Annotated in this window: 22 protein-coding genes and 1 riboswitch; of the genes, 8 read left to right on the top strand and 14 right to left on the bottom strand. The window is 32.5% G+C overall.

The genetic code is table 11. From position 1 onward, the window contains the following. Positions 1 to 105 precede the first annotated feature (105 nt). The gene (locus OCL94_RS13330) at positions 106 to 420 is read right to left on the bottom strand and encodes an excalibur calcium-binding domain-containing protein (protein ID WP_262996906.1); all 315 of its coding nucleotides are present in this window, start codon (positions 418 to 420) and stop codon (positions 106 to 108) included. A gap of 218 nt (positions 421 to 638) precedes the next feature. On the opposite strand from OCL94_RS13330, the gene OCL94_RS10665 reads away from it, so the two are divergent. Then, on the top strand, positions 639 to 773 hold the full coding sequence (locus tag OCL94_RS10665) for a hypothetical protein (protein WP_262996905.1): 135 nt from the start codon (positions 639 to 641) through the stop codon (positions 771 to 773). Between the two features lie 84 nt (positions 774 to 857). Here the strand turns inward: OCL94_RS10665 and OCL94_RS10660 are convergent, their stop codons facing one another. From OCL94_RS10660 to OCL94_RS10650, 3 genes are all read right to left on the bottom strand, one after another. Beyond that, entirely contained in the window at positions 858 to 2,273 is a 1,416-nt protein-coding gene (locus OCL94_RS10660) for a sucrose-specific PTS transporter subunit IIBC (RefSeq protein WP_262996904.1), read from the bottom strand. After that, on the bottom strand, positions 2,273 to 3,220 hold the full coding sequence (locus tag OCL94_RS10655) for a carbohydrate kinase family protein (protein WP_262996903.1): 948 nt from the start codon (positions 3,218 to 3,220) through the stop codon (positions 2,273 to 2,275). Before OCL94_RS10655 ends, OCL94_RS10660 begins: the two co-directional genes overlap by 1 nt. Positions 3,221 to 3,328: 108 nt before the next feature. Further along, positions 3,329 to 4,294 (bottom strand): LacI family DNA-binding transcriptional regulator, encoded by a 966-nt coding sequence (locus OCL94_RS10650; RefSeq protein ID WP_262996902.1) that lies wholly within the window; start codon positions 4,292 to 4,294, stop codon positions 3,329 to 3,331. Positions 4,295 to 4,431: 137 nt separating this feature from the next. Beyond that, positions 4,432 to 4,533, top strand: a riboswitch (SAM riboswitch). A gap of 73 nt (positions 4,534 to 4,606) precedes the next feature. On the opposite strand from OCL94_RS10650, the gene OCL94_RS10645 reads away from it, so the two are divergent. Further along, positions 4,607 to 4,795: a hypothetical protein gene (locus tag OCL94_RS10645; protein WP_262996901.1), complete on the top strand. Its 189-nt coding sequence runs from the start codon at positions 4,607 to 4,609 to the stop codon at positions 4,793 to 4,795. A 71-nt stretch (positions 4,796 to 4,866) separates the two neighbouring features. On the opposite strand, the gene fosB is transcribed toward OCL94_RS10645, so the two are convergent. Both fosB and OCL94_RS10635 read right to left on the bottom strand, forming a co-directional pair. Continuing rightward, positions 4,867 to 5,283: a metallothiol transferase FosB gene (gene fosB, locus OCL94_RS10640; RefSeq protein ID WP_262996900.1), complete on the bottom strand. Its 417-nt coding sequence runs from the start codon at positions 5,281 to 5,283 to the stop codon at positions 4,867 to 4,869. 77 nt (positions 5,284 to 5,360) lie between these two features. After that, the gene (locus tag OCL94_RS10635; RefSeq protein ID WP_262996899.1) at positions 5,361 to 5,609 is read right to left on the bottom strand and encodes a hypothetical protein; all 249 of its coding nucleotides are present in this window, start codon (positions 5,607 to 5,609) and stop codon (positions 5,361 to 5,363) included. Between the two features lie 274 nt (positions 5,610 to 5,883). Between OCL94_RS10635 and OCL94_RS10630 the strand changes: the two genes are divergently transcribed. Further along, a complete protein-coding gene (locus OCL94_RS10630; RefSeq protein ID WP_262996898.1) occupies positions 5,884 to 6,123 on the top strand; it encodes a helix-turn-helix domain-containing protein in 240 nt (79 codons plus the stop codon). Between the two features lie 18 nt (positions 6,124 to 6,141). Here OCL94_RS10630 and OCL94_RS10625 read toward each other — a convergent pair whose 3' ends face one another. The 5 genes from OCL94_RS10625 to OCL94_RS10605 all read right to left on the bottom strand — a co-directional run bounded on the left by OCL94_RS10625 (position 6,142) and on the right by OCL94_RS10605 (position 11,493). After that, complete coding sequence (locus tag OCL94_RS10625) at positions 6,142 to 6,558, bottom strand: very short patch repair endonuclease (RefSeq protein ID WP_262996897.1); 417 nt, start codon at positions 6,556 to 6,558, stop codon at positions 6,142 to 6,144. A gap of 116 nt (positions 6,559 to 6,674) precedes the next feature. Continuing rightward, the gene (locus OCL94_RS10620) at positions 6,675 to 8,075 is read right to left on the bottom strand and encodes an LlaJI family restriction endonuclease (protein WP_262996896.1); all 1,401 of its coding nucleotides are present in this window, start codon (positions 8,073 to 8,075) and stop codon (positions 6,675 to 6,677) included. After that, positions 8,072 to 9,529, bottom strand: a complete 1,458-nt coding sequence (locus tag OCL94_RS10615) for an AAA family ATPase (RefSeq protein ID WP_262996895.1) — start codon at positions 9,527 to 9,529, stop codon at positions 8,072 to 8,074. Before OCL94_RS10615 ends, OCL94_RS10620 begins: the two co-directional genes overlap by 4 nt. Then, positions 9,522 to 10,244, bottom strand: a complete 723-nt coding sequence (locus OCL94_RS10610) for a hypothetical protein (RefSeq protein WP_262996894.1) — start codon at positions 10,242 to 10,244, stop codon at positions 9,522 to 9,524. The genes OCL94_RS10615 and OCL94_RS10610 overlap by 8 nt, the downstream gene beginning before the upstream one ends. Before the next feature lie 7 nt (positions 10,245 to 10,251). Beyond that, positions 10,252 to 11,493, bottom strand: a complete 1,242-nt coding sequence (locus OCL94_RS10605; RefSeq protein ID WP_262996893.1) for a DNA cytosine methyltransferase — start codon at positions 11,491 to 11,493, stop codon at positions 10,252 to 10,254. Positions 11,494 to 12,117: 624 nt separating this feature from the next. Here OCL94_RS10605 and OCL94_RS13325 point away from each other — a divergent pair. Beyond that, positions 12,118 to 12,435: a transposase gene (locus OCL94_RS13325; RefSeq protein WP_411268503.1), complete on the top strand. Its 318-nt coding sequence runs from the start codon at positions 12,118 to 12,120 to the stop codon at positions 12,433 to 12,435. Positions 12,436 to 12,647: 212 nt separating this feature from the next. On the opposite strand, the gene OCL94_RS10600 is transcribed toward OCL94_RS13325, so the two are convergent. The 3 genes from OCL94_RS10600 to OCL94_RS10590 form a co-directional block, all read right to left on the bottom strand. Then, entirely contained in the window at positions 12,648 to 13,424 is a 777-nt protein-coding gene (locus tag OCL94_RS10600; RefSeq protein ID WP_262996892.1) for a ZIP family metal transporter, read from the bottom strand. A gap of 137 nt (positions 13,425 to 13,561) precedes the next feature. Then, a complete protein-coding gene (locus tag OCL94_RS10595; protein ID WP_262996891.1) occupies positions 13,562 to 13,924 on the bottom strand; it encodes a hypothetical protein in 363 nt (120 codons plus the stop codon). A 145-nt stretch (positions 13,925 to 14,069) separates the two neighbouring features. Beyond that, entirely contained in the window at positions 14,070 to 14,780 is a 711-nt protein-coding gene (locus OCL94_RS10590; protein ID WP_262996890.1) for a transaldolase, read from the bottom strand. 181 nt (positions 14,781 to 14,961) lie between these two features. On the opposite strand from OCL94_RS10590, the gene OCL94_RS10585 reads away from it, so the two are divergent. From OCL94_RS10585 to OCL94_RS10570, 4 genes are all read left to right on the top strand, one after another. Continuing rightward, positions 14,962 to 15,261 (top strand): hypothetical protein, encoded by a 300-nt coding sequence (locus tag OCL94_RS10585; protein WP_262996889.1) that lies wholly within the window; start codon positions 14,962 to 14,964, stop codon positions 15,259 to 15,261. Positions 15,262 to 15,299: 38 nt separating this feature from the next. Then, on the top strand, positions 15,300 to 15,671 hold the full coding sequence (locus OCL94_RS10580; RefSeq protein WP_262996888.1) for a fluoride efflux transporter FluC: 372 nt from the start codon (positions 15,300 to 15,302) through the stop codon (positions 15,669 to 15,671). Continuing rightward, the gene (locus tag OCL94_RS10575; RefSeq protein ID WP_262996887.1) at positions 15,671 to 15,994 is read left to right on the top strand and encodes a fluoride efflux transporter FluC; all 324 of its coding nucleotides are present in this window, start codon (positions 15,671 to 15,673) and stop codon (positions 15,992 to 15,994) included. The genes OCL94_RS10580 and OCL94_RS10575 overlap by 1 nt, the downstream gene beginning before the upstream one ends. A gap of 102 nt (positions 15,995 to 16,096) precedes the next feature. Further along, on the top strand, positions 16,097 to 18,331 hold the full coding sequence (locus OCL94_RS10570) for a 5'-nucleotidase C-terminal domain-containing protein (protein ID WP_262996886.1): 2,235 nt from the start codon (positions 16,097 to 16,099) through the stop codon (positions 18,329 to 18,331). Positions 18,332 to 18,394 lie beyond the last annotated feature (63 nt).

Raw genomic sequence — 18,394 nt, 5'->3', positions numbered from 1 at the left:
TTATTAAAAACAGCTATTATTGCAAAATACGATTATATTTCAATAGTACTACTTATAATATTATTAGTAAACACAAAATAAAAGCCCTGCATACGCAGGACTCCATTAGTTTTTCGCCATCCAAGGCTGGAATTTCATTGCTTTTGATTCACATGCCATTTTATCTTTATCACGATCTAACCCTTTGCGATATGAAATGTGATTGTACGTAATACCATTTGGATAGTATTTATTGACCGCTTTACAGTTTGCAAATGTTTTCGGTGCACCTTTTCTGTATTTAGAAGTTGGATAACCAGGTTTAGATGTAGCAACCTTAACTGTTTTCGGTTTTGATGATTTAGTAACGGCGTCAACGTGTGATACTGGTAAAGCAACTGATAACAAAGTTAATGCAGCTAATACTTTAAGTGATTTCATCATATATACTCCTGTCTATCAAAAAATACATACTTATAATTATATATAATCATAAGTATGTATGAGTGTAAATATAAAAATTATAGTACAATGACTTTGTATATTTGAAAAAGATATTGGTACTTGATTTGTTAACTAATTATGGTTTTGATCCAATAATATAATTGTAACATCGCATTCGGAGGACAATTTAGACGAGATAAATAAGGGAGGATATTATGGAGAAAATTGTTCAGAATTCTAAATTTGTAGAAGCTTTAGATATCTTAATGAAACGTGATATTACTTTAAAACAAAAGATTAATAAACTAATCGAAATTACTTTTAAAAAGAACAAAATGAATCATCTATAACGAACAAACACTCCAAACGATCAAAAAGTTTGGAGTGTTTTCTAGTATATAATAATCTGAAATTTTAATACGTTCATCTTACATTTATTTTTGCTTTAATTCCTCAGCCATTTTATCACTATATCCAAAGAACCATGTTAATGTAAATCCAACTGCAAATGAAACTGCTAATACTAATAAATAAAATGGTAATTGCCCAATATCTTTAATAAATAATAATGTACCCGGTAATACTGTAATCGCCATACCTGAAGCTTTTAAGTGGAATAACGAAGCTAAGAACCCACCCACTGCTCCTCCAATTAATCCGCATACAAATGGCTTGAAGTATCGTAAATTCACCCCGAAAATAGCAGGCTCAGTAATACCTAAAAATGCTGAAAATGCTGATGGTAATGCCAATGCTTTTAACTTCTTATTTCGTGTTTTTAAACCAACAGCAACAGTTGCAGCACCTTGAGCTGTCATTGCTGCAGAGATGATTGGATTAAATTCATTATACTTAAATTCTTCTAATAATTGAATTTCCATAAAATTGAATATGTGATGCACACCTGTCACAACAATAATCTGCTGGAAGAAACCAATGATTAATCCAGCTATACCATAAGGTAAATCAAGTACCCACTTCGTACCTGTCAATATTACTGTTTCTAAACCATGGAATACCGGCCCAATAACAAATAACCCTAAAGTTATCATGACTAATAATGTAACAAATGGTGTAACGATTAAATCTATCGCATCAGGAATTCTCTTTCTTAAGAACTTTTCAAATTTTGCCCCAATTAATCCAACGAAGAATGCTGGTAATACTGACCCTTGATATCCAACGACTGGTATTACACCAAAGAACTTCAATGCTTCTGCTGATCCATTACCTACTGCATAAGCGTTAGGTAATGCAGGATTTACAAGCATTAATCCAAGCACAATACCAAGCACTGGGCTACCGCCGAATACTTTAAATGCACTCCAAGCTACTAATGCAGGTAAAAAGGCAAAAGCTGTATCTGTTAACACTTGTGTGAATAATATAAAGTTTGGAGATATATCTTTTGGTGTCATTCCCATCCATGAAAGAATTTGCTCATTCATCATTACACCACGTAATCCCATAAATAAACCAGTTGCAACTAACACAGGAATAATCGGTACAAATACATCTCCAAATATTCTGATCGCACGCTGGAATGCATTTCCTTGTTTTTTACCTTCTGCTTTTACTTCCTCAGTTGTTTTTCCTGTGATGCCTAAACCCATTATTGCATCATATATTTTATTCACTGTACCCGTACCAAAAATGATTTGATATTGTCCTGAATTGTAAAATGCACCTTTTACTTTTTCAATATCCTCTACTGTTGCTTGATTCACTTTCTCTTTATCATGTACCATAATACGTAATCTTGTTGCACAATGTGCAATAGAAGCGATATTATCTCTGCCACCTACTGCATCTAATACTTCCTGGGCAATTTGATGATCTGATTTAGCCATTATTCTTCCTCCTTTAGTTCTTTTACCATTGATAAATTGGGTAAACTTTGAATTGCACCGTTTTGCGTTGTTGTCAATGCACCAACTGCATTACTAAAAGTTAAAATTTCTTTAGCATTGTTTATTAAATATGAAATTACATCCTGACCAAGTAATTGATAAATTGTAGCTCCAATAAAAGCATCACCTGCGCCTGTCGTATCCTGTACTTTAACTTTAAATCCATCGTGATGGGCAATTCGTCCTTTTTTCGTATAAATCGATGCGCCATTTGCGCCTTCTGTGAATATCACGACTTCAGTATGTCCATGAAATAGGGTCATAATAGAGTCGGTGTGATTTGACCCTGTAATAAACTCAAGTTCTTCATCTGAAATCTTAACAATATGTGCTAACGGCAGAAACGCTTGTACAGTGTTTCGCAAAGCAATGCTTGATGGCCATAACGGAAACCTTAAATTAGGATCAAACACAACTGTGCCACCTGTTGCATGCATTTGCTGAATAACCTGGATATGTGTATCTTTCATTGGTGAAGGTATTAAATCTACTGAACAAAAGTGTAGAATATCCTGTTCAGTAAAATCAACATTGGTTCCTTGCATCAACATATCGGCAGAAGGTTTTCGATAAAAAGCAAAATCTCTTTCACCATCTTCTGTTAGACTAACAAATGCTAAACCTGTATTGGCTTCATTTGTTCTCATAATATAAGATGTATCAACGCCAACTTTATACAATGTCTCCTCAATTAAATCACCAAAAGCATCCTGTCCTAATTGTGTAATTAATGCTGAGGACTTTCCTAATTTTGCAACACAACTCGCAACATTTGCTGGCGCTCCACCTACCTGTGTATTAAATGAACTCACATCCTTTAATGCTACGCCTTTCGTATGAGGAATAAAATCAATAAGCGCTTCACCAATTGCATATAATTTTGCCATAAGATTCCTTCTTTCGGTTGATTTTTGGAACCGGTTCCAATTATGATTAAAAAAAAGTAAAATACATACTTAACGCTTTACTTAAGTAGCATTTTACTCTTAGATTCTTTAAATGTCAACGCTTTCTTTTTCAATGATTGTAAAATCCATACGTTGTAATAGTGGAATATATTGCCCATCTAACAATTGAAGTAGCGACTTGGCTGCACAGTTTCCCGTTTCTTGATAAGGATAAGCAACAGTTGTGATAGTTGGTGTCACAATTGAAGTTGTTTCATAACCACCAAAGCCACTGATTGATAATTGTGAAGGTACTTTAATACTCAAATCATATGCTGCTTTCAATACACCTAATGCGATATTATCTGTTGCACAAATAACTGCATCATATTTTGAAATAAATTGTTTCGCCTTTTGGTGTGCATCAGATAACTTAAATGAAGTAGTATAATCAGTTGCAGTCTTTTGATACAATTTTAAACCATCTAACACACCTTTTTTACGGTGTACACCCACTGCTTTATCATATTCACCGACACCTAAATAGGCTATGTTATTTATATTTGTTTTCCCAAAATATTTACCTATTTCATAGCCTGCCTGGTAGTCATTTTGAACTATGGAATGTATATTTTTATAAGATTGACCTACTAAAATTACTGGTACTGTAATTGAATCAATCGCCTGAATATGATGATCAGTAATTTGAGTAGCGAAAAGTAAAATGCCATCCACTTTATTTTTCGCTAATGAATATAGAGCGTTTACTTCGCGTGTTATATCTAAATCAGTGTTCACGATAATCGTTTGATAATGTTGTTGACGTAGATATGTTTCTACACCTAAAAGTGTTTCATTTGATGCGAAAGAATTTAATCTCGGGACGATTACACCAACCATTTGAGTTCTTTTCGCTTTTAAGCTTTGCGCAAATTGGTTTGGAGAGAATCCAGTTTCTTTGACTACTTTGTCAATCTTTATACGTGTTTTTTCACTAATAGATCCCCCATTTAAATATCTGGAAACTGTACTTTTAGAAACACCTGCTATCTTCGCTATATCATGAATATTCATACGTAGTCACCTCACGATAATAATAGCATAGTTATAATGAATTCAAAGCAAATCGTATGAACAATGTTTCAAAATAATATCGCTGTATATATTTTATACTGTTTATGATATAATATTCCTACAATATAATAGCTCGTATCTTATTAAGAGCAGGTGGAGGGACTTGGCCCTATGAAACCTCAGCAACAGGCGTTTGCACTGTGCTAATTCCAACAAGATGTAATCTTGAAAGATAAGAAGTTCTTTATTAAGCTCTTCTTTCTTTGAGATGAGCTTATTTTTATTGTAAAAAACTTTAAAGGAGTGTTTTCAATGAGAACAAGAGCAGATGTATTAGCAGAATTAAATGAACAACTAATGAAACAACCGACTAACTTTACGTCGAGTTTGTTGAGACGTGCGAAGATTAACAAGTTACAAGCAGAATTAAGGGCTTTTAATGAAGAAATATTATTAACTGAAGCTGAAATTCAATCTGAAGCAGCTAGAGAACAAAATTAAATGCATTATTAATTAATATCAAATAACAATAAAATGCCAGACTTATTCCAAGTGTAAGTCCGGCATTTTATTTAATATATTTTTATATGAGGCTTTTGTTCCTTATAATATTGCAAGCGGTCTTCTAAAGTACCCGTATGTAATTCTAAACGGTGACCATCCGGATCAGTGAAATAAATTGATAACTTATCTTCCTTACTTCTTGCTCTACTTTCCAATAAATTAACATTTTCTTTCTCGAATTTCTCCATCCAGTATGAAAAGTCCTGTTCATCGATTGAAAACGCGATATGTGTATATGTTGGATTAATCTCAAATCGTTGAACATCTGTTTCAACATTCAATGCAATCCACATACCACCAATATCTAGGTAAGCGGATGTGCGCCCTTTCATCAATAACTTACCTTCTAATATATTCTGATAAAAGTAAATAGAACGTTCTAAATTAGCAACTGAAAATGTGATGTGATTTATGGCGTTAATCATAATATTCCCCCCTACTCCTCTCTATCATTATATAATAATGTTACCTAATAAATACAAAAAGACTGCATGTGCAGCCTTTATAATTTATATTTCACTTTATTCATATATGCCGTAATAAAGAGTCTCCCCTTTTTCGTTACTTCAATCTTTAATTCAGGTTCAAATATACGTTTATCTAATAAGACATTGAACTTGAATTCCACTAGTCCCATCTCGAGTAAGATGAAAATGATGTCGTCGTCTTTAAAGTAACCGTAATAGTCAGCATCTGGATGGTCTTGTATCGTTACTAACACATTCTGTATTTGATCAAGCTCAAAATCCATGGTGTCACCTCCTTGGTGTTGGTTCTTAATCTATCATATAAAATTATGTAGAGTATACGAATTAATTTTCTAAAATTGAAAAATTACACATATTTTGATGTTCTTTTGGTATAATATGTAGGTTGTGATGAAATATTATTTGAAATAGGTTTAAAGACAAACTCATTATTATATATTACTTTGGAATCTTTTTGGGGATTATTGCGAAGTTCGACAGAAATATCATTTCATTAAAATCATTTGATATTTTCACCTTACGAGAAGGTGAAATAATATGACAAATGAAGAAATCGCAGCAGCAATTAAATGGCACCGCGAAAATCTAGAGTATAAAAGTAAAGAAGTTGCGTCGTATTTAAATATTTCGGAATCGTCTTATTCAAAACTTGAAAATGGTGAAAGAGCAGTTACTGCGGTAGAGCTTTGGAAGATTGCAGGTTTATTCTCGATATCGATAGAGCAATTAATTGTTATTCCGAAAAGAAATAGACGCAATAAAAAAAATGAGCATTAGACACTCGGTCCAATGCTCTTATAAATTGTCGATGATCATGTGGTATAAATCATTTAATGTTTCTTCTCTATTATTCTTCTTCAATCCACATTCCCAAACTACAATCACTCTAATACCCATTTCATTAAGTTTATTAATATTTATTTCATCTCTTGCAACATTGGCTTCTAATTTTTTTTGCCAAAATTCCTGGTTAGACTTAGGCATGACAAATAAATCGCAATTATGGACATGCCAAAAACATCCGTTTACAAATATGGCCACGTTATATTTAGAAATATACAAATCCGGTTTGCCCGGTAAATTAATATCATTTTTCTTATACCTTAAACCTTTATGATATAAAAATTTACGAACAATCTCTTCAGGCTTCGTATTTTTCCCGGCAATCTTTTGCATATTATAGCGACGTTGTTCTTTAGTATGAACATCCATAATATCACCTCATTAAATATTAAATTTATTTTTAAAAATTCACATAAATAAAACATTATAATCATAGATTAATTTTGATTTAATAAATAAATTTAACATAAAAACGGTAATATTTATCATTTAAGTAAATACTCTCTATAATAATTATTAGCCGAAACTAAAATAACTTCAATTTCATTAAAAGTAGTTTCTGTTAATAAAGAGAAGATATCTAAATCAACAGTACCCAAATTTACTTCTTCGTCATACTCTGAAGGTAATAAAAAAGCATTTTTAACAATATTTAATCCGTTTTCTTCAGCAAAAGCTTTGTATGATAATTCATACAGATATTGTTTTGTAACATCACTAATACCCGGATGGTTTCTAACACCTTTATCATCTAGAGTCATCTTATAATATTTAGCATCAAAAATAAAAAGATTACCGTCTTTAATTGTGATAATATCTGGAATAAGTGTGCTTTGTGCTGTATGCGTGATATTTTTACTATTGGGCGTCCATTTTGGACGTGATATTACATCAGAAAGATTCATAGAATCTCCACCATTTTTAAATTTTAGACCTAATTCCTTTAATGATTTTTTATTACTGTTATTATTTACGACACTACATACATCTTCCCATATTAGATTGAAGTGATTTGTACCCACAAAAGATATTTTTTCGGCAACATTACTTCCTTCTTCATTATTAATATACTTTTTCATTAATAATAATTTTTTTTGTTTTGAAGTAATAAATTGTTGTGAATATTCTTGATTGATTTTATACAGTATATATTCTCTATTGTTAAAATCTAAATCTTCAGCATCTAAATAGATACTCTCAAACCCAATAAGCTCAAATATTTCTTTTAACTTTATATTAATATCATTAATAATAGCAGAATGTAGAATTGTAAAAAAATCAGAGTTATTATCAATTTGGTTTCTATGATAAGTATCAAAATAAAAGGGAAAATTATCAACCAAAATTATACTTGTTTCATTAATTGTCTTATCCCACAATATTTCACCGTCAGTATTATTATCTATAATTTCTTTATCGTTTCTATATAATCCACTTTCAAAATAATCTTCAATTATTTCTAAGCCAGTCGCTAAAAGATTAAAATTATTAATTTCTTCTTTTCCAAAATTTATTCTTTGTGATTTACTGTTATACTTCCTAATAACTGAAATGATTAATTTAATAATTTCAAAATTATTTTTCTTGTCTTGAGTAATATTAGAAATGTATTTAGGATAACTTACTAAACAAATTTCATTTATATAAATAATGCCAACAAACCTAAAAACATACATGTTTCCGTCTATTTCATTTATATCTGTTAAATTTTCAACATCTATTAAGTCTTCTAATTCAAAATCTGAGGACTCTTTGTTTATTTGTCTTAATATATTCATAATAGACAAACTTTTTATTATATCTTCAAAGTAATCTTCTTCTTCAAAAATATTATTGAGTTCAGAAACTGAATAAGGCTTCAATTCTTTAACTAATTTTATTTTCAAGATAATTCACTATTTTCATTATTTTTTTCTTCTACATTCACATTGTTGAAATTAACAGAAATGATCTCACTTGATTCAATCTGAATACGTTCCTTGAAAATATCTAAGGCATTTTCTTCAAAACTTCTACACAAAGCCGAAAAAGTAGAATGATTTCCTTCAGCAAATAAAATATTTCGATATGCTTTTGCTGCATCGTCATATAGATACATTAATACTTTATTTTTAATTACATTTGTAACATTTTGAATATCATCAGATTCTAACACAGATTTAGAGATAAAGTAGGGGCCTAATAATTTATCTTCAGGAATATTCAATTTTGATAATCTTTCATTAATATTTCTTCTAAAAGTATCCCACTTTACCTTTTCTGTAGAATTAATTTTCATAAAATAATTTTCAAATAATTCTCTATTTTCATCAGCTGTTTCATTAATTCCCAAGTATTCAAAATCCCATCTTCTTTTAAAAGCAGTATCAAGAGGCATGACTCCTTGATCGGCACTATTCATCGTAGCCCAAATAAATAAATTGGAGGGAAAATAAAGTTTTTCAAAATTTTCTCCCAATTTTTTTACAACAGATGGATCAAATGGTTCTTTTGTATGTTCTCTCTTTAAATATGACTGTAATTCTTTGGAAGTACTAATGTAGTATTCACTTTCTCCATTATTGTCTCTATCCAAAAGCTGAAATAAGTCTCCGAAAACTGCAGAAACATTTGCTCTATTTATCTCTTCAATAATTAACAAATAATCATTATGAACATTACGATACGAACGTTCTAGAACCTTGATTAATATTCCTGGTATGAAATCATATGTAATTGTCTCAATTATATTTCCATCTTCATCTGTTTTAATTTCATTAGAGGCTGTATATTTTATTTTAGGGAAAGGTTTAAAAGAACCAACAAAATTTCCATACGAATAATTCGGATGAAAAGTGACTCTATCATAATTATGTTTAAAATCATCTTTTGCTTCACAGTTTAATTTATAACTTTTACCCGTACCAGGCGCTCCAAAAAATATTCTTTGTTTACCCTTTAATACTCTATTTTTATTTTCATCTTCATTATCTTGTTCATTCTCTTCATCAAAAAATAATAACGAATGTCTTTCATTATTATTAAAAAATGAATTAAAAATATTATAAGAATCACTATCCTTAGTGATTAATTCAATAAAATACTTGCTACTACCATTTTTCGTGAATATTATAATATCCTCTTCAGAAAAATTTCCTTCTTCACTCAAAATCTTTTTTATATCACCACCAAACCTTGGATCTGTTGCAGATAAAATTGTTATTTTACCATTCTTGCCAGACCTCATTCCTATCACTTCAAATACTTCTGCATTACCAAAAAAATCATTTTGTATTTTTTTAGTAATGCTTATTTGCTTATTAATATCATGCGGGAATAGTTTTCTTATATACTTATTCATATAACTCCTCCTTACTCCATTGTGTAGCAATTGCTTTCGCAAATCCAGGAAATGTTTTACTTCTTAAAGTTCTTCTCTCTTCGGAACTTTTAGACTTACTTAAAGCATCTGAATACCATTTGGGCAATTTTTTCCCACTACTCAAAATTACGAAATCACCTTTTCCGACTATATTAGTCGGTTCAAGTTTAGGTAAGTTCTTTAACCACAAACAAGTTGATTTGGATGCTGAATCACCAAATTGATATGGTTGTACAATTTGATCTGGTTTTCTATATCTTGTATTAATTGTACCAACAGGATTTTCTATTGCAATTTTTTCAATATTTGCATTCACTAATTTCATAAAAAATTTCACAGCATCTTCTCTATCCTGTGCCCTATTAGGGAATTTGGGATGGGGTCTTCTTTTCTCAACAGGCAAATTTTTATCCTCTGGATGATAAAACCATCTAGCTCCACTAACTGCTAAATACGTACATGGAGGATGAGCAATCATTATATCCCACTTATCTAAAAATACTTCTTCTCCACTTTGTAGTAAACCACCTCTATTTTCTATAATACTAAATACATCTTGATTAAAATGCCATTCAGGATGACCTCCACTACATTTTAAAATATCGCAGCTATATGCATTATGACCTAAATTTCTAAACTCTTTACAAACTGTTTGACTTTCTTCACATGCTACTAAAACATTTAATTTTTTCATTATAATATTACTCCTTTATAAACTGCCATACTGCCAAACCAATAAATTTCGAAAAATTTACTGGAACCGCATTTCCAATCATTTTAAAACAATAAGCACTAGATCCCACAAAAATATAATCATTTGGAAATGTTTGAAGAGAAGCAGCTTCTCTTATTGTAATCGATCTTTTTTGTTCTGAATCCGGGTGGATGAACATTAATCCATCTTTATAAAGATGAGAAACAATTGTTGGAGAAGGTTTATCCCATTCTAAATTCCTATATTTACTATGATTAGATTTTTTCCCTGTTTTAGAATAATAATATTCTAATTTTTCCTTTGTACTTAATTTATTCATATTGTTATTGATCCATTCTTCAAATATATCCATATCTCTCTTATTGTGATACCTAGGAATATGTAGGTCTAAATTGTTTTCATCAGTAAAACCATGAGATATATTTTTATTTCCAATCCTAACTATAGAATCCAATGGAAAAAATTTCGGAAAATTATATATAGCATCTCTAACTGTTAACTTTTTTTCTGATGATTTAAGTGAATCTAAAACGTTGTAAAAATTCTCCAAATCTAATTCACTATCCTTTAAAACACCTAGAATTATAACCCTTTTTCTTTCTTGAGGTACTTTATAATCAGCAGAAGTATAAACTGAATTTTTCATATTCCCTGATTCACGAATTTCGTAACCAATTTCATGAAAAGCCTGGTAAATTCTTTCTAAAACAGACGTCCCACCTGGCTTTGCACTTAAAATTCCTGGAACATTCTCAAATACAAAAACTTTAGGTTTGAATTTATCAACAACCTTTACAAAGCTTTCAAATAAATAATTTCTATAGTCATTTTGCATAGAGTCTGGATCTTGTGCTCTGCCTGCGATAGAATATGCTTGACAAGGTGGGCCACCAATAATGACGTCGACCTGATCCTTACCAATTAGTTTCTTTAAGCCACCTTCCTTAACAGGATTTCCATTTGTTTTTTCATATAACATTTTAGTATTTTCAGACCAATTGCCATTTATTAATTCATCAGTTTTTTGAATATCAAAATGTATTACTCTATTAATAGTATCTTGGTTGCTATGCCCCCATCTTTTCTCTAAATTTTCTCTTAATGTATTAACCATTGGGAGTTCCCATTCGACATGTGCTAAAAATTCATATTTATCAGACTGTAAAAATCCTTCAGATAAACCGCCACAGCCTGCAAATAAATCAATAGCTTTAAGTTTTTTTTTCATACTTTTCTCCTATTTAAAATCATTAATGTAAAAATCAAAAACAACTATTTTTCAAATAAAGTATATCGTTTTATACAAGCTTCATTTGTTATTATACGTAATTTATTTATATTTTCTATATCATATGCTTATATAAATCATTCAATTTTACTCTAATTTTGTTATTGTTTCAATATAAAATACCATTCTATATAGTTTAATACCTACTAAAAAAACATTTTTATTAATTTACAATCTTTAAAGCCTTATAATTAAGTGTATCAATAATGTAATAGCTAATAAATACAACAAAAATAAGACTCTTAAAGGTCTCATACTGTAGACAAAGTCTCCTTCGGCGATGAAGCCTACAGTCTTTTTTTGATAAAACAATGCAAAATACTTATTGAGCAAAGAAATAATTCCAGCAATGCCATATAAACGTCCGATGGGTCCAAAGGACCTGATGAATAAAAATGAGTTTGCATATGACGAATTTTATGATTTCTATATTTGTCCTAATAATCAAATGTTGAACTATCAGAGAACAGACAGTGACGGATATCATTTATATATTTCAAATCCAAATGAGTGTAAGAATTGCCCGTTACTTAATAAATGTTCGAAAACTAAAGAACAGAAAAAATAGTTACAAGGCATATTTGGCAAGAATATCTTGATGTTGTTGATAACTTGAGTTTTATAGATACAATAAAATCTATATATAAATTGCGTAGTCAAACGATAGAAAGACGATTTGCTGATACCAAAGAGCAGCATGGTTTAAAATGGACTAAGCATAAAGGGATTCAAAAAGTCGCCATGGAGACCACGCTTATTTTTGCATGCATTAATTTAAAGAAATTAGCAAATTATCTGCAGGATAGCCTGGATATTTTGCTAATTTTTTTAGAATTTCATTATATTTCGAAGAAAAAAGACAAACTCATTTTTGAATTGTGAGTTTGTCTTCAATCTTATAGAATCAATTTGGCTTCTATTAATATGTAAAAATTATATAAAATATACATTTTTCGCTCAATAATATTATACATAGTGAGACGATATTTTATTCACAATATTATTCCACTGTTAATCAATAAAGACCATTATTTAACACATCTAATGTATTCTATCTGGCTCATCACTCAAAACTATATTTAATAAATTTGAATTTACCCTAACTGATCTAATAACACTGACGTAATCACGCCAAACGCTGTCATGAGTCCTACTAGTCCGCCACCGTCTTCGTATGCTTCCGGCATCATTGTTGAACCAATCATCGTAATAATACCACCTGCTGCAAAACTCGATAACATTGAAATAATCCCTAGACTCGCGTGATCCAGGAACACATAACCAAACAGTGCGCTAAAAGCAGCAACGAGCGTCACAACACCAAATAGCGTTATTATTTTCATTTTAGATTGGCCACTCTTCAACATCCCTGTCGTACTCGATAATCCTTCAGGAATATTACTAATGAAAATTGCAATCAGCAATAACATACTGACACCTTTACCACCGATTAAACTCATCCCTAACATCATCGATTCTGGTATCGCATCCATCACCGTTCCTATAAAGATCCCTAATCCAGAATTACCGTCACCATCACTTTGCTTATGTTGTTGTTCAGGTAAATCTTCCTGATTCAATTCATGTTGGTTTGATCTTTTTCGATGTTTACCACCATGATGTGAAATTAACGCTTCCAGTATCGTAAAGGTAAGCGCCCCAGCTATAAATCCAATGACTGTATTAATGAAATGACTCTTCTCTAACGCATCCTGCAACAATTCAAATGTCGCTGCTCCAATCAATATCCCGACCCCAAATGCCATAATAAAGCCTAATATTTTCTTCGGAATATCAACAATCATACTAATCAATGCACCAAGTAATACTGCAATACCTGATACTGCGCCCCAAAAGAATGCACTACCCATACTTTCACCCTTTTTCAATTTATTTTGTGTTAATGATTATTTGTACCCTTTAATATTAAAGTCGTAACCTCTTTTTGTTATAAAACTTCATAAAAAAACAAGACCAACTACTGTTGATCCTGTTCCACATAATGAAATTACTCTATTGTCAATCCTTCTCCAACAAATATCTGATACGCCTGATACATTCTACCCGGCACACCACTTTCGGCACTATTATAACGATTGAAATTCTTATCCTTCACGACGTTTGTAATCATCTCTATCGTCTTATCACATCTTGGATCTTCAATCTTCTCACCAGATAACTCCTCTGCTATCACAAAAAGTCGGATTAAATATCGTGTATAAGAATCATCTTTATCTACTGGAATCTTCAGTTCATCCGTCATCGCTTTACTCGTCTCAACAAAACATCTAAAGTCTTCAAAGAAATCTCCGAATCTTAACAATACATGTCGATAGTGTTCATCCGATAATTTCATATATCTAAAAGTCAATGTTTTACCCCGCCTTAATATTTAGTCACTATAAGTGTAACATTTTTGAAAGCGCTTGAAAATGACGTATTCATTTTTCAGACATTTATGATATAAATAAAAATCGCTAAACAGGAAACTGTTCAGCGATAAATAATATTAATTATTATAAAATACTTAACCCACTAGATTGAATATCTTTCGCGAAGCCTTGTACTGTATCGACAGATAATTCATTAATATCACGGCCGATGTTTGGAATCTTCTTCACAACGTCACCAGGACAAGTGATGATATCGCATCCAATTTCATCCGCTTGAATGACGTTAAATAATTCACGGCAAGATGCCCATAATAACTTCACGCCTTCTTTGTCGTGACATACTTTCACAGCAGCACGCATTAACGGCATTGGATCCACACCTGTATCTGCAATACGTCCTGCAAATACTGATACATACGTTTCAACCCCTGGTTTAATTGCTTTAACGATATCTGTTACTTGTTCTATCGTATAAACAGCAGTTACATTTAATTTAATGTTTTGTTCAGATAACTTCTTAATTAACGGAATCATAGATTCGCCTTTCGTATTCACAACCGGAATCTTAACGAATACGTTCTCACCGAAAGCCTGGATAATTGCCGCTTCTTTCTCCATCGTTTCAATATCATCACCGAACACTTCGAATGAGATGGATGCATCAGGAATAGCTTTTACCGCCGCTTCAGCAAATGCTTTGTAATCTTCAACGCCCGCTTTAGCCATTAATGATGGATTCGTCGTAAAGCCATCTACTGTCTTATTCGCATACGCCGACTTCATTTGTTCGATATCCGCACCATCCGCAAATACTTGTACATTTAAATTGTTCATTTTTATTCCTCCAGAATATTTATCTTCACTTCTTTATTATAATCATATCCCGCTTATGATTGCTACTGATTGAACATCACATCATGTATTTTTGAAGGAATTTATGACGAATCTGACAAAGTGATATATTTCATTCCCATTCCTATGGTAAAATAAACTGATTAATGAATGGAGGCCTTTCATGAAAGCAAATAAATATGTCTATTTTTCTATTTTCTTTGTTGTCCTGAGTATTTTTTGTAATGGTTATAACCCTGTTTTAAATATTTTATTTGGTTCAATTACTTCTATTATATTGTTTACCGGTTTAGCAAGCTGTATTTTATTAATTTTAAGTATTATGATGATTGATAAAGCATTAAAGCAACGCCAGGACATTTCCAGCGGTTTATTGAAGTTAGCGAAGTTATGGCCATTTGTAATTTTAATGGTTATTGTGCTACAACTGATCAGTATATTATTTAGATTTGGTGTGATTTAAGGATTGATTCGTCAGTCCTTTTTAATTTGGAGGTTTTTATGGTTTATTTGTGGATTGCACTATTCAGTATACTCGGAGCATGTAGTCGATATGGTTTGAGCTTATGGATTGATGCACCGATGTATACGATCATCGTTAATTTAGCTGGTGCTTATTGTTTAGGGTTCTGTACGACTTATTTTAAGCAGCTGCAAATAGCGAAAGTGATTCAGACGGGTATCACGACTGGCTTTTTAGGTAGCTTTACGACATTCTCTGCACTGAGTAAAGATGTGATTGATTTATATTTAATGCATCGATATAGTTTTGTAGTACTGTATTTATTGATTTCTATCTTCGGTGGCCTCATCTGTGCGTCGATAGGTATGAAAGCTGGCATAATAATGGGTAATAAGCGAGGTGATTGTTAATGCTCTATGTTGCAATCGGTGCCCCGTTCGGTGCGATGTTACGATATTTTATGAGTCAGAAAATCAATGGTCGTTATCCATTAGGCACATTGCTCATCAATTTATGTGGTGCATGTTGCCTTGGCATTGTCGCACGGTTTGACCAAACGACAATGTTATTACTCGGTACCGGCTTTTTAGGGAGCTTTACGACATATTCAACGTTTAATGTTGAAGTGCTACAGTTATTTGAGCAGCGAAAATCGCTCGCAGTTATTTACTTATGCATTACGTATATATTAGGGCCGCTCCTCTTTTTATTTGCATATATGTATCATTTTTAAGGTTATTGTAAATTTAATGTAAATTTTCAAATTAAACATGCCGATTGATCGACTTATCCTTTATTATATTAATGTAATTAAAATAATTTTGGAGGTCATACAGTGAAACGCATTACATCTTTCATTCTATTGTTAACTTTGATTATCGCGATGGTATTTCCAGCTCCGTTTGCATTTGCTGCAGTAACTCAATCAGCGCCGACGACTGAAGTACCGACAACTGAAGTGGTTACAACTGAAGTGCCAACAACAGAAGTACCGACAACAGCTGCACCTACAACTGAGGCTGCTACTACCGAAGTAGCTACTACTGAAGTGCCAACAACGGAAGCAAATACTACGGAAGCTGCTACTACTGAAGCGCCGATGATGACAACAGCTGCACCTGGTACAACAAACCCTGATACTGTCACTATTTTGCACACAAACGATATGCACGGCCGTTTAGATGCTGAAGATGGTCGAGTAATTGGAATGGCAAAATTAAAAACGATTAAAGACAATGTACAACCTACTTTAATGTTTGACTCAGGGGATGCATTCCAAGGGTTACCATTATCAAACTTCTCTAAAGGCGCAGATATGGCGAAAGCGATGAACGCTGTTGGCTATGATGCAATGACGGTTGGTAACCACGAATTTGATTTCGGATATGCAATGGCAATGCAATATAAACAATTATTAAATTTCCCGATTATTAGTTCAAATGTTTATAAAGACGGAAAAAGCGTCTTTGCACCTTCTACAATTATTGAAAAGAACGGTAAGAAATTTGGCGTTATCGGTGTAACAACACCTGAAACGGCAACAAAGACACACCCGAATAATATTCTTGGCGTAACATTTTTAGATCCGGTAGCATCTGTTACTGCTGAAATGAAGAAATTACAAGGCCAAGTGGATGCATTTATCATTTTAAGTCATTTAGGTATCGATAGCACGACGAAGCTTGAATGGCGTGGCGATAACTTAATGAACAATTTAGCAAGCAACAAAGATTTCTTAAACAATGCAATCATCGTATTAGATGGTCATTCTCATTCAGTCATTGAAAATGGTCAGTTAAAGAATACAGCATTACTTGCACAAACAGGTACGGCATTAGCGAATATCGGTAAAGTTACGTTTGACTTACAAGGTAAAAATGCAACTAACATTACTGCATCAATGATTAAAGAAGCAGATACGAAAGATGTAACGCAGGATGAAGCAGTGAAAGCTATTGTTGAAACAGCAAAAGCAAACTTCGGAAAAGCAACCTCTGAAGTTGTGTTCCACAACCCAGTACCGTTACAAGGTGAAAGAAGCGACGTCCGTACACGCGAAACGAACTTAGGAAATGCGATTGCCGATGCTATGGAAGCGTATAGTGAAACTGGATTTGATACAGCAGGAGACTTTGCAGTAACGAACGGTGGCGGTATTCGTGCATCTATCGATGGCAATAAAGATGTTACGGTAGGTGATATTATTAAAGTATTACCATTCGGTAACACTATCACGCAAATTCAAGTAAAAGGAACAGATGTTGTTGCAATGTTTGAACATGCATTAAGTGCACCAACAATTGAGAAAGACGGACAAGTTGGTTTAGATGCGAACGGTGCGTTCTTACACATCTCTAAATCAATTAAAGTTCATTATGATTTAACAAAGCCTGCAGGTGAACGTGTCTATGCGATTGAAGTGTTAAATAAACAAACGAACAAATTTGAACCGCTTCAATTAGATAAGACTTATAAAGTCGTAACAAATGATTTCTTAGCTGTTGGTGGTGACGGCTATACAATGTTAGGCGGCCCTCGTGAAGAAGGACCATCATTAGATACAGTCGTTCGCAATTACTTCAAGGCAGCTGATATGACAGCATATCAATCAACTGAATTACAACGTATCTTAGCAGGCACTGCAAGTGAAAATGTGCCGGGTGAAGTAACAACTGAAACACCTACAACAGAAGCGCCAACAGTTGAAGCTACAACAGAAACACCTACAACAGAAGCGCCAACTGATGAAGCTACAACAGAAACACCTACAACAGAAGCGCCAACTGATGAAGCTACGATGGTAGAAGATACGATTGAAACTGTCACTACGGAACAACCGACTAGCATACAAGACACACCTGCAGCGTCTGTTGAAGTGAAGCATGATAATGTCATTCCATTTGACCAAGCTGTTAAACAAAAAGATAAATCTCAACACGACGCTAAAGCACAAACAGACAAAGAGACAGCACATCAATTGCCGATTACTGGTGAAGCAGCAGGTACGGGTGCAGCTGCAATCGGATTATTCGGATTAGGACTTTACTTAATCAAACGTAAATCAGCTTAATATAATGAAATCCCAAAGTGAAAATTTCACTTTGGGATTTTTTTATTTTTATATCAATTTAGT

This window comes from Macrococcus capreoli (assembly GCF_025628935.1).
Classification (GTDB): domain Bacteria; phylum Bacillota; class Bacilli; order Staphylococcales; family Staphylococcaceae; genus Macrococcoides; species Macrococcoides capreoli.
The sequence above is the reverse complement of the archived record's forward strand: the minus strand, read 5'-3'. Positions and strand labels throughout refer to the sequence as shown.